This is a genomic window from Actinomyces minihominis (genome assembly GCF_900187855.1).
In the GTDB taxonomy this organism is placed as follows: Bacteria; Actinomycetota; Actinomycetes; order Actinomycetales; family Actinomycetaceae; genus Scrofimicrobium; species Scrofimicrobium minihominis.
In genome coordinates, this window is sequence record NZ_FYEG01000001.1 from 220,404 (window position 1) to 234,602 (window position 14,199).

10 protein-coding genes and 2 tRNA genes are annotated in these 14,199 nt (G+C 59.6%); 1 reads left to right on the plus strand and 11 read right to left on the minus strand.

The window, feature by feature from the left end; genetic code table 11:
- Nucleotides 1–93: 93 nt before the first annotated feature.
- The 7 genes from CS903_RS01110 to rpmG form a co-directional block, all read right to left on the minus strand.
- A complete protein-coding gene (locus tag CS903_RS01110) occupies nucleotides 94–1,062 on the minus strand; it encodes a sugar-binding transcriptional regulator (protein WP_099331704.1) in 969 nt (322 codons plus the stop codon).
- Between the two features lie 160 nt (nucleotides 1,063–1,222).
- Nucleotides 1,223–2,212 carry a malate dehydrogenase gene (locus tag CS903_RS01115; RefSeq protein ID WP_099331705.1) on the minus strand — a complete coding sequence of 330 codons (990 nt, stop codon included), beginning with the start codon at nucleotides 2,210–2,212 and terminating at the stop codon, nucleotides 1,223–1,225.
- A 107-nt stretch (nucleotides 2,213–2,319) separates the two neighbouring features.
- Nucleotides 2,320–3,999: a glucose-6-phosphate isomerase gene (gene pgi, locus CS903_RS01120; protein WP_099331882.1), complete on the minus strand. Its 1,680-nt coding sequence runs from the start codon at nucleotides 3,997–3,999 to the stop codon at nucleotides 2,320–2,322.
- A gap of 14 nt (nucleotides 4,000–4,013) precedes the next feature.
- Entirely contained in the window at nucleotides 4,014–6,386 is a 2,373-nt protein-coding gene (locus CS903_RS01125) for a 6-phosphofructokinase (RefSeq protein WP_099331706.1), read from the minus strand.
- 42 nt (nucleotides 6,387–6,428) lie between these two features.
- On the minus strand, nucleotides 6,429–7,646 hold the full coding sequence (locus tag CS903_RS01130) for an NADP-dependent isocitrate dehydrogenase (RefSeq protein WP_099331707.1): 1,218 nt from the start codon (nucleotides 7,644–7,646) through the stop codon (nucleotides 6,429–6,431).
- Between the two features lie 73 nt (nucleotides 7,647–7,719).
- A complete protein-coding gene (locus CS903_RS01135) occupies nucleotides 7,720–8,916 on the minus strand; it encodes a UDP-N-acetylmuramate dehydrogenase (RefSeq protein WP_164996630.1) in 1,197 nt (398 codons plus the stop codon).
- A 137-nt stretch (nucleotides 8,917–9,053) separates the two neighbouring features.
- Nucleotides 9,054–9,224, minus strand: a complete 171-nt coding sequence (gene rpmG, locus CS903_RS01140; protein ID WP_099331709.1) for a 50S ribosomal protein L33 — start codon at nucleotides 9,222–9,224, stop codon at nucleotides 9,054–9,056.
- A gap of 224 nt (nucleotides 9,225–9,448) precedes the next feature.
- Here rpmG and CS903_RS01145 point away from each other — a divergent pair, with 224 nt between their 5' ends.
- Nucleotides 9,449–10,942, plus strand: coding sequence for an alanine/glycine:cation symporter family protein (locus CS903_RS01145; RefSeq protein ID WP_099331710.1), 1,494 nt, complete (start codon nucleotides 9,449–9,451; stop codon nucleotides 10,940–10,942).
- Between the two features lie 71 nt (nucleotides 10,943–11,013).
- Here the strand turns inward: CS903_RS01145 and CS903_RS01150 are convergent.
- From CS903_RS01150 to CS903_RS01165, 4 genes are all read right to left on the minus strand, one after another.
- Nucleotides 11,014–11,087: transfer RNA gene (locus tag CS903_RS01150), tRNA-Met, on the minus strand.
- A 34-nt stretch (nucleotides 11,088–11,121) separates the two neighbouring features.
- A tRNA-Thr gene (locus CS903_RS01155) sits at nucleotides 11,122–11,194 on the minus strand.
- Between the two features lie 169 nt (nucleotides 11,195–11,363).
- Nucleotides 11,364–13,502, minus strand: coding sequence for a glucose PTS transporter subunit IIA (locus CS903_RS01160; RefSeq protein WP_099331711.1), 2,139 nt, complete (start codon nucleotides 13,500–13,502; stop codon nucleotides 11,364–11,366).
- A gap of 175 nt (nucleotides 13,503–13,677) precedes the next feature.
- Nucleotides 13,678–14,067 carry a hypothetical protein gene (locus tag CS903_RS01165; protein ID WP_099331712.1) on the minus strand — a complete coding sequence of 130 codons (390 nt, stop codon included), beginning with the start codon at nucleotides 14,065–14,067 and terminating at the stop codon, nucleotides 13,678–13,680.
- Between the last annotated feature and the right edge of the window lie 132 nt (nucleotides 14,068–14,199).

The following is a 14,199-nucleotide window of genomic DNA, read 5'->3' on the forward strand; positions in this document are numbered from 1 at the left end:
CTTCAGTGCAGTAGACCGGCCCTCTCCGGGCGCCCCTGACCAGAGTACTGCTATCCCGCGGACGGTGGCTTCACGTTCTGAAGTGGAAGACGTCTACGCCAGCAGTGCCTTTGCCGTATCGGAGTCCGTGATGACAACGTTAGCAAGCCCCGCGCGCAGGGTTGCGGCCAGGGCCGGGATCCTCTCTTCACCCGCCCCGATTGCGATGGAGTAGCGGAACTTGCGTAGCGCCCCCTCGGAAACCGCAGGGAGTTGCATCGTCAGCTCCTTGGGAAGTACCTCGCCTGTCTCCGTCACAAAGTTACAGAGGACGCTGGCCCTGGCCCCACGCTGGTAGAGCTCACGGAGCTGGTGGACCGAGAGGACGCCGGAGCGCACCAGATTAGAGGACTCCCGAATGCTGCCCGGACTGAAGATCATCACATCCGCACTCTCGACCATGGAAAAGGCGGTGAGCTCGTCTGCCTTGAGCTTTGGCTTTGAGACTTCAGGTGCCAGGGGGTTACTTCCCGCGCGGGCCCTTGCATATCCATCCTCCTGGGGCGTCAACAACCTCACCGTCCCGGCACTTGTGACATCGCTGAGGACGTGGGGAGTTGAAGCCATCTTCAGGCGCGACCCGGTAACCCCCCAGGTTTCTTCGATAGCTTTGGCCACAGCCGATGTGGCCCGTCCCCAGCCAAGCCCGACTAGCTTTGGGCGGGGGCGAAGATCAAGGAGGTAGTCCGCCGCGGTCTGGGCCACCAGGGCCAGGGTTGCTTCTTCGCTCTCCTGGGTGGGAACAACCTCGGCATCACTGACCCCGAGTTTCTCTTCGAGGGCGGACTCTAGGTGAGGTTGGCGGGCCCTGGGGTGGAGCAACCGGGTCTCGATCATTCCGCTCTCAACGCCCTCTTTGAGGAAACGTCCCACGGTCCAGCGCGTACAGCCCATTCTTTCGGCAATCGCCGCCTGGGTTAGTCCATCCAGAAAGTAGAGTTGGGCCGCCCGCAGAACCTCGCGTTCACGGGTCCCGGCGAGCCGACTGTCCTTAAAAGGTGCTGTCTCCCAGTCTTCTACCACTGCCCCCAACTCCGGTAACGCACACTCTCAACCCCAGATACATTCAATATGAAAATAACCCTCAGCATGACCATCATAGATTGAACTTCTGCTGCTTATCTACCATTGTGTAAGGGGTCGAAGAGAGCTCTCTTCGACCCCTTACTGACACTTGGATGAGCTACTTAATGAAGCCCATTTCCTTTACTGCATCGTACTCTTCCTGGAGGGCGGCGATGTTAAAGTCAATGCCCGCACGGGTGCCTTCACTGACTGCCAGGTCATCAACGATCCTGTACTCACCATCCACAGAAATACAGGGGAACCCGAAGGACAGGCCCTTGGGAACGCCATAGTGGGTGCCATCCGAGTAGTGCCCGACTGTCACGAACTCTCCGGCCTTAGTGCCATTGACCCAGTCGTGCATGTGGTCGATTGCTGCCGAGGCAGCCGAGGCAGCCGAGGACGCACCACGGGCCGCGATGATGGCAGCGCCGCGCTTGGCAACGGTGGGACGGTAGTACTCAGCAAGCCATTCCTCGCTGACCAGATCATCGGCCGGAACACCATTCACGGTGGCGTAGGAGACATCGGGGTACTGGTCAGCAGAGTGGTTGCCCCAAACAGTGACGTTCTTGATGTCACGAACGGCGGCATTCGTCTTCTCTGCCAGCTGGGCGATGGCGCGGTTCTGATCCAGGCGGAGCATGGAGGTAAAGCGTTCTGCTGGAACATCCGGGGCCGCGTTCTGGGCAATCACCGCATTGGTGTTGGCCGGATTGCCAACAACAAGGACACGGATGTCATCGGCTGCATGATCGTTGATCGCTTTACCCTGGGGGCCGAAGATACCCGCGTTGGCCTCGAGAAGGTCGGCCCGCTCCATGCCTGCGCTCCGGGGTCGAGCACCAACTAGGAATGCCATGTTTGAACCCTCGAATGCCCTGTTGGCATCATCGAAGACCTCAACTGAATCAAGCAGCGGGAACGCTGAATCCAGCAGCTCCATAGCTGTGCCCTCTGCGGCGCGCACGCCCTGGGGGATCTCAAGCAGGTGCAGCTTCACCGGGGTGTCATCGCCGAAGACGGCGCCCGATGCGAGGCGGAACAGCAGTGCGTAGCCGATGTTTCCAGCCGCACCGGTGACGGTGATGATACGCGGGTCCTTCATATGACAACTCCTCTGTAGTCGTGAAAATCCTAGTTGTACTTCTGTATAATCCTAGTTTTGGAAATCCCGGCCGCCGGGGCCCTTAGGTCCCGGCGCCAGGCGCTCCACTACCTCTTACGGTTCTTCAGGTAGTACTCAATGAGCCCGCGGGTGGACGGATCCTGAGCCTCAAGAACCTCCCGATTGCCCTCGATGGCAGGCAGCAGACCCATGGCAAGAACCTTACCCAGCTCAACCCCCCACTGGTCGAACGAGTCAACCCCCCAGACGGCGCCCTCAACAAATGTCAGGTGCTCATAGAGGGCAACCAGCTGACCGAGAACCGACGGGGTCAGGGCCGGAGCCATGATTGAAGTGGTGGGTCGGTTGCCGGTAAAGACCCGAGCCGGGACCAAATCTTCGGCGGTTCCCTCTGCCCGCACCTCGTCCTCAGACTTTCCAAAGGCAAGCGCCTTGGTCTGGGCGAAGAAGTTAGAAAGGAACAGCTCGTGCATGTCTTTTTCACCGTCAACCAGCGGCCATGCCGGGTTGGCAAACGCAATGAAATCAGCCGGAATGAGCTGGGTTCCCTGGTGCAGAAGCTGGTAGAAGGCGTGCTGACCATTCGTTCCCGGCTCGCCCCAAAACACCTCGCCCGTGTCGTATGAGACGGGCGCGCCATCCCAGCGCACCCCCTTGCCGTTCGACTCCATGGTCATCTGTTGCAGGTAGGCGGGGAAACGGTGCAGGTACTGCGAGTAGGGCAGCACCGCGTGCGAGGACGAACCGAGGAAGTTGACGTACCAGACGTTGAGCAACCCCATCAGCAGGGGGACGTTCTTCTCGGCTGGGGCGGTGATGAAGTGCTGATCCATGGCATGAAGACCGGAGAGGAACTCTTCAAACACGGTCGGGCCAAGAACGATGGCGAGCACCGTGCCCACGGCGGAGGAGACCGAGTAGCGTCCTCCCACCCAGTCCCAGAAACCGAAGGCATTGTCTGGGTTGATACCAAAATCAGCCACGCGGTCGAGGGCGGTTGACACCGCAACGAAGTGCTTGGCTACAGCCTCTTTGGCTGACTCGGACCCAGGACCTTCGATGACACCTTTCTCAGCCAGTTTCTCAAGTAGCCAGCTGCGCACCACCCGGGCGTTGGTGATTGTTTCCAAGGTGGTGAAGGTCTTGGAGGTGACAATCACCAGGGTCGTTTCAGGGTCCAGGTCACGGACTGTGTCGGCCGCATCCGTGGGGTCAATGTTGGAAATGAACCGGGCCTCAAGACCATCTTGCGCGAAGGGTTTCAACGCTTCGTAAACCATGACTGGTCCGAGGTCGGAACCACCGATACCGATGTTGACGACTGTTTCAATCGGCTTGCCTGTAATGCCGGTCCAAGAGCCCTCGCGAACCTTTTCGGCGAAGCTGTAAACCCGCTTCAGTTCGGCGTGAACCGCTGGCATGACGTCCTCGCCATCAACGGTGACGGACGTCCCCTCAGGGTTGCGCAGCGCGGTGTGAAGAACCGCCCGGTCCTCGGTGACATTGATTCGGTCACCGCGGAACATGCGGTTACGATGCCCCTCAACTCCGGTCGCTTCGGCCAGCTGAAGAAGCTTCTCAACGACCTCGTCGGTCAGCAGGTTTTTCGACAGATCGACGTGTAGATCAGCTGCGGAGAAAGTGTAGTCACGCGCACGATCCGGGTTGTCCGCGAACCACCCCGCAAGGTCGGGAACGAAGTCCCCTGCCGTCTCTTCCAGTGCATCCCAAGGCGCGGTGCCCGAAGGATCTACTGGCTTTCCCATTGTCGATTGGGTGGTCATCTACTTGCTTCTTTCTCGACTTCATTCATGAGTAACTGCTCGGTTGAAGTGGTGGGCGGAGACTCTGGAATCTCAATTTTACGAACCGGAAGACCCGAGTTCTCCAGTGAAACAGTCTCTCCGATATGGCGTAGGGGCAGCCACCACTGGTGGCGCGGACGACGGTGCTCAACATCAACCAGCTTCGCCATCTCCCCGATGGGGTGCGCGCTGACTCCGTCGCGGTCCATACCGATGTAGACGGCCTCGAAGCTTTCCTCAAGGAAGGCAGACCGCAGGTGGGTTACAGCGCTGTGCGTGAGTCGCGTGGCGAGGATGCGGTCGAAAGCAGAGGGCATTCCACCCTGCTGAATATGGCCGAGGGCGGAGTCACGTACATCGAACAGCCCCTCACCGGCCGCTTCGATCGCCCTCGAGATGAACTCCCGATCGTAATGTGATGAGGTCTCTTCGTTCATGACGACCATGAAGACGCGCCGTCCTTCCTCGAACGACCGACGCATCAGGGTGAGGTCGTGTGAGAGCTCATCCAGTGTTAGTTCTTCCTCGTTGAGGTAGATGTACTCGGCCCCCGAGGCGATACCAGACATGAGGGCGAGGTAGCCGCATTTGCGTCCCATCGCCTCGGCAACGAAGGTACGTTTCGAGGCGGCGGCAGACTCCTTGATCCGATCAAGCGACCAGACGGCATTGTTGATCGCGGAATCCGCCCCGATACTCAGGTCGTTTCCCGGCAGGTTATTGTCGATGGAAGCCGGAATTAGAACCAGCGGAATGTTGAATGCTGGGAAGTGAACCCGGGCTGCGTCTAGGTTCTGGACTGCCTCATACGCGGTGTATCCCCCGATGATGAAGAGCGCGTCAATGTTGTTGCGATCAATGGCCCGTCCGATCGCGTAGTACTGCTCGGTCTTGGGAACGTGACGTCGGGTGCCAAGCACCGCTCCCCCGTCAAAGGCCCAGCCTTCAACGCCCTCCCAATCCAGGGGGCGAATCTGCTCGTCAATCAGGCCCTGCCAGGACCCCTCAATGCCCAGCATCTCCCAGCCGCTATCAATACCAAGGCGAACAGCCGCACGGACTGCGGTGTTCATCCCCGGGGCCAGACCCCCGGCATGAAGGATGGCAACCCGCTTCGTCCTCGGCTGCTGGCTGAGAAGTTGCGGCGGTGCTGACAGGGTCGCGAAGATACTGCCCATCTCGTAGTAGCTTTGACCCCGGGCTTTTCGGGCCGCAACGTACTCGCCACGCTGGATGAGGCCGCCGACGGCCCGGGTGTCCTTGATCGACTCTTCCAGGGGCAGCCTGGTGACGCGGTTGCGCCGGATACCAAGGATTGCCCCCCTCCCGTAAGCCTCCGGGTCGAAGAGTTCCTGAACTGCCGCGTAGCCGAGCAGGGTCGACATCCACCTGTCGTAGGCGGTTGGGGCACCTCCGCGTTGAATGTGCCCGAGGATGGTGACGCGAGCGTCCTCACCCAGACCATCCTGCAGCGCCTGTTTTACGTCCTCGGTTGTCAGGTCATTGCCATCTGTGTCGAGGGCGCCCTCGGCAACCAGGATGATTGACTCTCTACGTCCCGCATCACGTCCGAGCTGCAGCTTCTCGCACATATCGTCGCGCCAGTTACCGGTGGGCGGCTGCTCGGGAGTAAAGACGTAATCAGCTCCGCCAGCCACCCCCGCCATGAGCGGCAGGTAACCACAGTGGCGCCCCATAACCTCGACGATAAAGGTGCGCTGGTGCGAGGCAGCCGTGGATGCCAGCATGTCCATGGCCGAAATGATGCGGGAGAGCGCGGTGTCCGCCCCGATGGTCATATCGGTACCCACCAGGTCGTTGTCAATCGACCCAACCAGTCCGACCAGGGTGAGTTGCGGGTAGTTGCGGGCAACCTCCTCGGAGATCTGCCCCGCTGCCACAAGGTCCGAGAGGTGGCGCCCCCACTCAGAGCGGAACTCATCCGCGCCGGTCAGGGACCCATCGCCACCAATCACGATGAGCCCGTCAATCCGCCTATCGACCAGGTGCTTGGCCGCCTTTTGGCGTCCCTCAAAATTGCGGAACTCGGCGCTGCGCGCCGTTCCTATAGCAGTGCCTCCCCTACCCAGGATGGAGGAAACCGAAGACCAGTCCATCTGTTTGATGAACTCGCCCCCGCGCACCGCCCCGTCCCATCCCTCAAGGATGGCAAAGGGCTGGGCGCCCGCAGCAAGTGCTGTGCGCACGACTGCGCGAACAGCAGCGTTCATGCCCTGGGCATCACCGCCTGAAGTGAGGACTCCGAGACGGTAGGGCTCACCGGTTCGTCGGTTGGTACCGCTCACTACCTCATCTGGTAGGTAGTCGACGAGCCTCTTCACTGACATGTACGCTTCCCTTCGCTGCGGGATTCCTGCCCCAGCAACACCCTAGGCCAGTCGGGCCCTAAGGTTCTCATCGATCGCTTCGAGGAACTGCTCGGTGGTCAGCCAGGGCTGTTCCGGGCCGATCAGCAGCGCCAGGTCCTTCGTCATCTTTCCACTCTCTACCGTCTTGATGACAACGTCCTCGAGTGTCTCCGAGAAGTCACGAAGCTCCGGCGTCTCATCCAGCTTGGCTCGGTGGGCTAGGCCCCGGGTCCAGGCAAAGATTGAGGCAATCGGGTTGGTCGAGGTCGGGTTGCCAGCCTGGTGCTGGCGGTAGTGGCGCGTCACGGTGCCGTGCGCCGCCTCTGCCTCAACTGTCTTACCGTCCGGCGTCATGAGGACCGAGGTCATCAGACCGAGTGAGCCGAAGCCCTGGGCAACAATGTCCGACTGAACATCGCCATCGTAGTTCTTACATGCCCAGACGTAGCCGCCCTCCCACTTCAGGGCGGAAGCGACCATGTCGTCAATCAAACGGTGCTCGTAGGTCAGACCCGCGGCCTCGTACTGCTCCTTGTACTCTGCGTCAAACACCTCCTGGAAAATGTCCTTGAACTGGCCGTCGTAAGCCTTGAGGATGGTGTTCTTCGTGGACATGTAGACGGGGAAGCCACGCTGCAGACCGTAGGCGAAAGAGGCCCGGGCGAAGTCACGGATCGACTCGTTGAAGTTGTACATGCCCATGACAACCCCACCGGTTTCGGGAATCTGCACGACCTCGAACTCCATGGGTTCTGATTCATCGTCGGGCGTGAACGTCAGCGTCACGGTTCCGCCGGTGGGAGCCTTAAAGTCCGTGGCGCGGTACTGGTCACCAAAGGCGTGACGACCCACCACGATCGGCTTGGTCCAGGTTGGAACCAGGCGGGGAATGTTGTCGATGATGATCGGTTCGCGGAAGATCACGCCCCCGAGGATGTTGCGGATCGTTCCGTTCGGGGAACGCCACATCTTCTTGAGGCCGAACTCTTCGACACGTGCCTCATCCGGGGTAATCGTGGCGCACTTGATGCCCACCCCGTACTTCTTAATTGCCTCGGCTGCGTCAACAGTGACCTGGTCATCGGTGGCATCGCGGTTCTCGATCGAGAGGTCGTAGTACCGAAGGTCTAGGTCAAGGTACGGGAAGATCAAGCGATCCTTTATGAACTGCCAGATGATCCTCGTCATCTCGTCGCCGTCTAGGTCAACGACGGGACCGACTACCTTGATTTTTGCCATTTTCACTCCTGTGTGCCCGGCATCATTTTCCAGGAGCCAGCTTACTTGAGTGGGGCTGAAATGTTCCCGCGGGTCAGATAGTCAGACCAACCTGAACCGGTTCTGGTTCCAGGCGGACCCCGAAGTGCTCTTCAACCCCGTCACGAACAGCACGCGCCAGGGCGACAACGTCATCGCTGGTGGCCTCACCCCGGTTGGTAATGGCGAGGACGTGCTTGGTTGAGAGCCGCGCCTGAGCCCCGGGGGTGAGGCCGAAGCCCTTCTCAAACCCGGTCTGGGAAATCAGCCAGGCCGCAGAGGTCTTCACCTTGCCCTCGAGTGGATCCCGGTCAGAGTTCTGAACGGGGAAACGGGGAGCTTTAAACGGAAGAACCTCATCGGCATCACGCTTTGACAGGATCGGGTTCGTGAAGAAGGACCCGGCCGACCAGGTGTCGTGATCAGAGGGGTCAAGCACCATTCCCTTGGAACGACGCAGTTCGAGAACAGCCGCGCGGACTTCGTCCCCCGGTGCGCGCTCCCCGACCTCAACCCCGATCGTCCGGGCGAGTTCTCCGTAGCGCACAGGTGCGGACAGCCTGTCCTCGTCAAGTTCCAGCGTCACACTGAGGACGACCCAGCGTCCAGTGTTCTTCCAGGTCCGACCACCGCCGGGCTCCAGTTCATGTAGCGACCGCTTGAGGACAGAGTCGCGGTAGCCAAGGGCGAGGTTCCGGCGCGAAAGTGAAACTACCTCGCCTGTGAGACGGTCATAGGCCCTGACAGAAACCAGGTTGTCCCCGATTTCCCGGCCGTAGGCACCGATGTTTTGGATGGGGGCGGCCCCGACAGTTCCGGGGATCCCGGAGAGCGCCTCAAGGCCAGACCAGCGCTGCATCACCGTGTGAGAGACCAGGTCATCCCAGGTGGTTCCTGCGGTGGCCTCTACCAGTACCCTTCCGTCACGGTCGTGGCCGCGCACCAGGAGGTCACTGCGAGTATCAGTGACGACCGTCCCGCTAAAGGGTTTATCTGCCACCACCAGGTTGGACCCCCCGCCAAGGACTAGCAGGCCCTGCTCAGAGCTCTCTGACGCCGTTGGAACGGAATGCCAGGCCGAGGGGTTATCAATCTTCTGAGTGCCGTCAGAGCGTAGCAATCCGGCTGCACGATCGTGCTCTGCAACCACCTCGATCAGGTGGTTCTCCGTGCCGGCCTCAACGTAGAGGGTGGGCACACCGCCCGTGCGCAGGGTCGTTCGTTGGCGTAGAGGGACCGGTTGGCCTTCCATCGCTACTCCTTGATGCCTGTTTGTGAGCGGCTGGGCGTTCAGTTCGTCGTGAAGCATACCGGCTCTGTAGCGCAACCGGCTGTTTCAACCACAAACGCCCCGCATTACGGCGGGGCGTCAGGAAGTTTAGCTCAGGCTTAGCGGGTCTCGCGGTGTGCCTGTGACTTGTTGCAACGCGGGCAGAACTTGTTCAGTTCAAGCCTGTCCGGGGTGTTGCGACGGTTCTTCTTAGTGATGTAGTTGCGTTCCTTGCACTCCGAGCATGCGAGAGTGATCTTGGGACGAACATCTGAGGATTTGCTTGCCACTGTTGTTCCTAACGAGTCTCTATTTGCCGGTCGTGCCGACGCACCGAGAAGAGTTTACACTACGTTCCCATCGATGCCTGGACCAGTGAGGGATTACACGGACTCACCCCCACCGGCAAACGTTTGCCTCCGCACGACTCAAGGCACCCTCACATTCTGGCAGCGGAACCATCCAAATTGAAGAAATCAGCGAGAACGACGCCATAACAGGTAATACTTGAGGAATGACGAGCATTACGAGCGGCGTTGCCACAGCCAGCGACAACCTCTGGAACTGGGGTCTCACCCCCATTGTCATTGCGCTAGCACTGTACTTCACCCTCCGGACAGGGTTCGGTCAGTTGACATCGGTTCCCCAGATGTTTCGCACCATTACGCAGCCAGCGCCTCGAACTGCTGACGATAAGCCCCAGTCAATCTCGTCCTTCCAGGCCTTCACCCTGTCGGCTGCTTCCCGAGTCGGGGTGGGAAACATTGCCGGAGTGGGCACTGCCATCGCAATCGGCGGCCCGGGCGCCGTCTTCTGGATGTGGATCATGGCCCTGTTTGTCGGGGCTTCCAGCCTGATTGAGTCATCCCTGGCCCAGCTCTACAAAATCAAGGATCCGGACCGCTCATTCCGCGGCGGACCCGCCTACTACATCCAGCAGGGGTTGCGATCTAGGCCTTTCGCAATCGCATTTGCTGTGGCGCTAGTTCTGACCTTCCCCTTTGCATTCAACTCACTGCAGGCCAACACCCTCACTGACGCCGTGGTGCTCGCAACCAAGAACCCGGCGGCACTGACCTGGGCGCCCTTCGTTGTTGGCGCTGTTCTTGCCACCCTGGTCGGTTTCTCAATCTTCGGGGGACTGCACCGCATCGCCAATATTTCCCAGACAGTCATGCCTGCGGTTGCCATCGCCTACCTGATCCTTGGCATCGTGGTGGTAGTCATGAACTACGAGCAAATCCCCTGGGCCTTCTCAGCCATCTTCGAGTCGGCATTTGGCATCAGGCAGTTTGGCGGTGCTGCAATTGGGACGGTTATCGTGCAGGGTGTTCGTCGGGGCATGTTCTCAAACGAGGCCGGTTTGGGTTCCGTGCCCAATGCGGCAGCAGCGGCAGCAGTCACCCATCCCGTCAAGCAGGGACTGGTTCAGACTCTGGGGGTTTACTTCGATACCTGGCTGGTCTGTTCGATCACGGCGTTCATCGTCCTCGTCTCTTCCCCGGATCTAACCAACGCTCCGAGGGGTATCTACCTGACCCAGCACGCCCTCGCCACCACCCTGGGATCCTGGACTTCAGTGCTGCTGGTCGTCATCATCGCCCTGCTTGTCTTCACATCACTTCTCGGGAACTACTACTACGGGGAAGCGAACATCAGATTCATCTCAGACAACCCCCGAGTCCTCACCGGGTTTCGGGTCCTAGTCATTGCCACAGTGTTCCTGGGCTGCCTGGCAGAGGTCGATCTGATCTGGAGTCTGGCAGATGGGGTCATGGGAATCATGGCGCTCATCAACATGATCGCCATCGCACTGCTTTCTCCCATCGCGTTCAAACTGTGGAAGGACTACAAGTCCCAGCTTCGTGAGGGTAAGGATCCCGTCTTCACTGTCGACCGCATCCCCGGCCTCCACAACGTGGAGTGCTGGCAGAGCGAACAGGAGGTTGTGGGCTGGGGTCCCGGTGCCGAGGACGCGTCTGGGGACGAAGTGCGACAGGACCTGTGATTGCGGCGCCGTCTGGGCCGGGAAAGCAAAAAGTTCGAGTTCCCACCGAAGTGGTACCCGAACCTATCTCGTAGCGAGGGGGGGACTCGAACCCCCGACCTTACGATTATGAGTCGTACGCTCTAACCAGCTGAGCTACCTCGCCCCAACCATTCCTAGAATCATCTAGGGACAGTCAGAGCCCCGAAAGGGAATTGAACCCTTGACCTTCTCCTTACCATGGAGACGCTCTGCCGACTGAGCTATCGGGGCAACAGAGAAGAGATTACTTCAGAGAATGGCGCCCTTGCAAACCGCAAAGCCAACTTATGCTCCACATCACGACGGCGCCATTAGAGACGGCCGTTCAGATGCGTGAAAGGGGGCTGCTGGAGACGCGCGCATTGCAAACTTTCTCTCCCGCAGCCCCCAGCGTTCTTCCCTAGCGAGCCTCTTTCGCGGTGACGCTGAGCAGCGCATCCCCGGTGGCAACCACACCCTCAGCAACCGCCTCAACCGCGGCGAAACGCTTGCGGTTAGTGACAAGTACAGGCGTTATGGCAGAGTAGCCGGCGGCCTTGATGGCTGCGATATCAAACTCAACCAGAGGGTCACCCTTAGAGACCAGGTCCCCCTTCGTGACCAAGACCTTGAAACCGGCACCCTTGAGGTTGACGGTGTCGATGCCAATATGGATCAGCAGCTCAACACCACTGTCCATCTTGAGTCCCACCGCATGTCCGGTCGGGAACGTCATCAGCACCCGGGCACTTCCGGGAGCGACAAGAATTCCAGACGTCGGGTCGATTGCCACGCCCGCACCAACTGCTCCCGAGGCAAAGCCCGGGTCAGGAACGTCAGCGAGCGGGACGACCGTTCCTTCCAGCGGACTGTCAAGAACGACCGTGGCTCCCGGTGCGAGAGCCGCCGAGTCAGTTTTCGGCAGAACCTTGACCGCGGAGGCCATCTGCGCCTCCTCTAGGAACGGTCGCGCTTCGGCATCGGTAACCCCCTCTTGCTCAGCCGGGGTGAGGAAGCCGTCTTGCGCTTCTTCTTCGGCGAGGATATCGACGTGAGGTCCGCCCTCGGCATCCTGCTTAGCGATACGGGCAAGAGCCTCAGCCTTCTGTTCCGGGGTGCGGTAGTCGGTGATTACCACCAGTGCCATTGCCGTGAAGAAGGCCAACGCAATCGCGATGACGTAGAGGAACATAGGCGAGAACAGCGGAATGGTCAGCAGTGAGGTGAAGGCGAACGCGCTGGCTGTGACACCTGCGGTTCCGAGGAACATGGACCCGAGTCCAATGGTCAGGCCACCTACGAAACAGCCGACCAGCATCCGCGGATAAATTCGCGCGAATCGCAGGTGGATGCCATAGAGCGAGGGCTCAGAAATACCGCCGAACAGGCCGGCTACCAGTGCGCCCGTCGAAGTCTGACGCATCTGGGTATCACGTTCACGCATTGATAGGACCAGCACTCCGGCTGTCGCCCCAAAACAGGCAAAGTTCCACGCACCCATGGGCCCCTGAATGAAGTCGTAGCCAAGGGTGTCAATGTTCATCAGCATGAGGGCGTTCAGCGGCCAGTGCAGCCCGAGTGGGACGAGGAACGGGTAGATCATCGGAATCAGGATTGCGAATATCAAGGGCACCGTGGTGTTGAGCCAAGCCAAGCCGGTTCCAAGCAGTCCACCGAGCCAGACACCAAGGGGTCCGAGGATGAACCCCGTAATGGGAATCATGATCACCATTGACAGGAACGGGAGAAACACCAGCTGCAAGCTCTCTGGAACCACCTTTTTGATGTTGTGGTAGACGAGGGCGAGCAACGCAGCCATCATCAGCGGCACGAACACGTTACCGCCATAGTCAGATAGCAGCAGGGGAACACCAAAGACATCCACCTGACAGGACTCAGTTCCGAGGGCGACATTGGTGGTACAGACAATGTCATCACGTGAAGTCAGGCCGATGAACTCCGGGGTCATGAGGGAGCCCATGATCGCCGCCCCCAACCACGGGTCAACATTGAGTTTCTTTGCCGCGTTGTAAGCGACCATGATCGGCAGGAAGTAGAAGACCGAGCGCCACATGGTGTCAAGGAACTGCCAGCCCGCGGGCTTGACCTCAGCTCGGAAGTCCTGGACGCCGAAAGCATCCATCACCGCAGCAAAGGCAATGATCAGCGAAGCACCCAGAAGGACGCCGAGTATGGGCCGGAAGCTATCTGCAAGGTACTCAAAGAAGCTGTCCATCCAGACGTTCTTGCCACGGGGTCCTTTGGCACGCGCTTCCGCCTTGATCTCTTCTGCCGTCTTGTCAGCGCGCGACTTCATAGAGGGCAGGTTGTTGATGTCCTGAAATACACCCGCGACAGCTCCCCCGATGATGACCTGGTAGCGGTTACCCGCCTGCGGCACAGCTCCCATCACCCCCTCGGTACTGTCGAGGGCGGCTCCATCCACCAACTCGGAGTTCACCAGTTGGAAACGAAGCCTGGTTGCACAGTGCGTCAGACTGTCAATGTTTTCCGGTCCACCGACCGCATTCACGATGGCTTGCGCCGTTGACTCAACCATTCGAGCTGTCCTCTCGCGTTGTTGAGAACACCCCTATGCGCCCCCAAACGACACTCTATTATGACCTAGTTCATACATCTGTCACTGTGGGGTATACGGCCAGATGGGACTGCTGCGCGTTTGGGTGACAGGTTGGTCAGGCAGCTTTTGGGGCTGCTGCACGAGTAGGTGACAACTATGTCAGGCAGCGAGTGCGACCTGCTCGTACATTTTGGCTTTGCCCCCAAGTTCCGGTGGCAAACCAGTCGTCGTCGTTGATGTTGCCAGTGGCGGTTTGGAAAGGGCTGTCAACATAGATCACACTTCCACCGGACCGCGGAGCCGCACCTCGGGCTGACCTGGCAGCCCCCGCAGCCGATTCGCCATCATCACTTTGTGAGGTCGCCGTATCGTCAGTGGTGCCGTCAGAGCCATCGTTGGAACCATCAGGGTTGGATGCAGTGCCATCAGTGGAGTCCGTGGACTGAGGAACATCAGAAGAGCCGCCGTCACCCAAAGAAGATGAAGACCCCCTGTCATCACCGTCAACAGAGTTGACATCCCCGTCCGTGGAGATGGTGTCCATAGATACAGAACCATCCACTGCGGCTTCCGCAACCAAAGTGGCTTGCGGGGCAACAAGCAAAGCAGAAGTCAGAAGTGCGGAGCTGGCAAGGACAGCTCCGATGCTAAGTCCTCTAACTCGTGATCTTATTCA

Coding starts and splice junctions, on each gene's coding strand:
- CS903_RS01115 (WP_099331705.1), bottom strand. CDS start 2,212: ATGAAGGACCCGCGTATCATCACCGTCACCGGTGCGGCTGGAAACATC.
- pgi (WP_099331882.1), bottom strand. CDS start 3,999: ATGGGAAAGCCAGTAGATCCTTCGGGCACCGCGCCTTGGGATGCACTG.
- CS903_RS01125 (WP_099331706.1), bottom strand. CDS start 6,386: ATGTCAGTGAAGAGGCTCGTCGACTACCTACCAGATGAGGTAGTGAGC.
- CS903_RS01130 (WP_099331707.1), bottom strand. CDS start 7,646: ATGGCAAAAATCAAGGTAGTCGGTCCCGTCGTTGACCTAGACGGCGAC.
- CS903_RS01135 (WP_164996630.1), bottom strand. CDS start 8,916: ATGGAAGGCCAACCGGTCCCTCTACGCCAACGAACGACCCTGCGCACG.
- CS903_RS01145 (WP_099331710.1), top strand. CDS start 9,449: ATGACGAGCATTACGAGCGGCGTTGCCACAGCCAGCGACAACCTCTGG.
- CS903_RS01160 (WP_099331711.1), bottom strand. CDS start 13,502: ATGGTTGAGTCAACGGCGCAAGCCATCGTGAATGCGGTCGGTGGACCG.
- CS903_RS01165 (WP_099331712.1), bottom strand. CDS start 14,067: ATGGACACCATCTCCACGGACGGGGATGTCAACTCTGTTGACGGTGAT.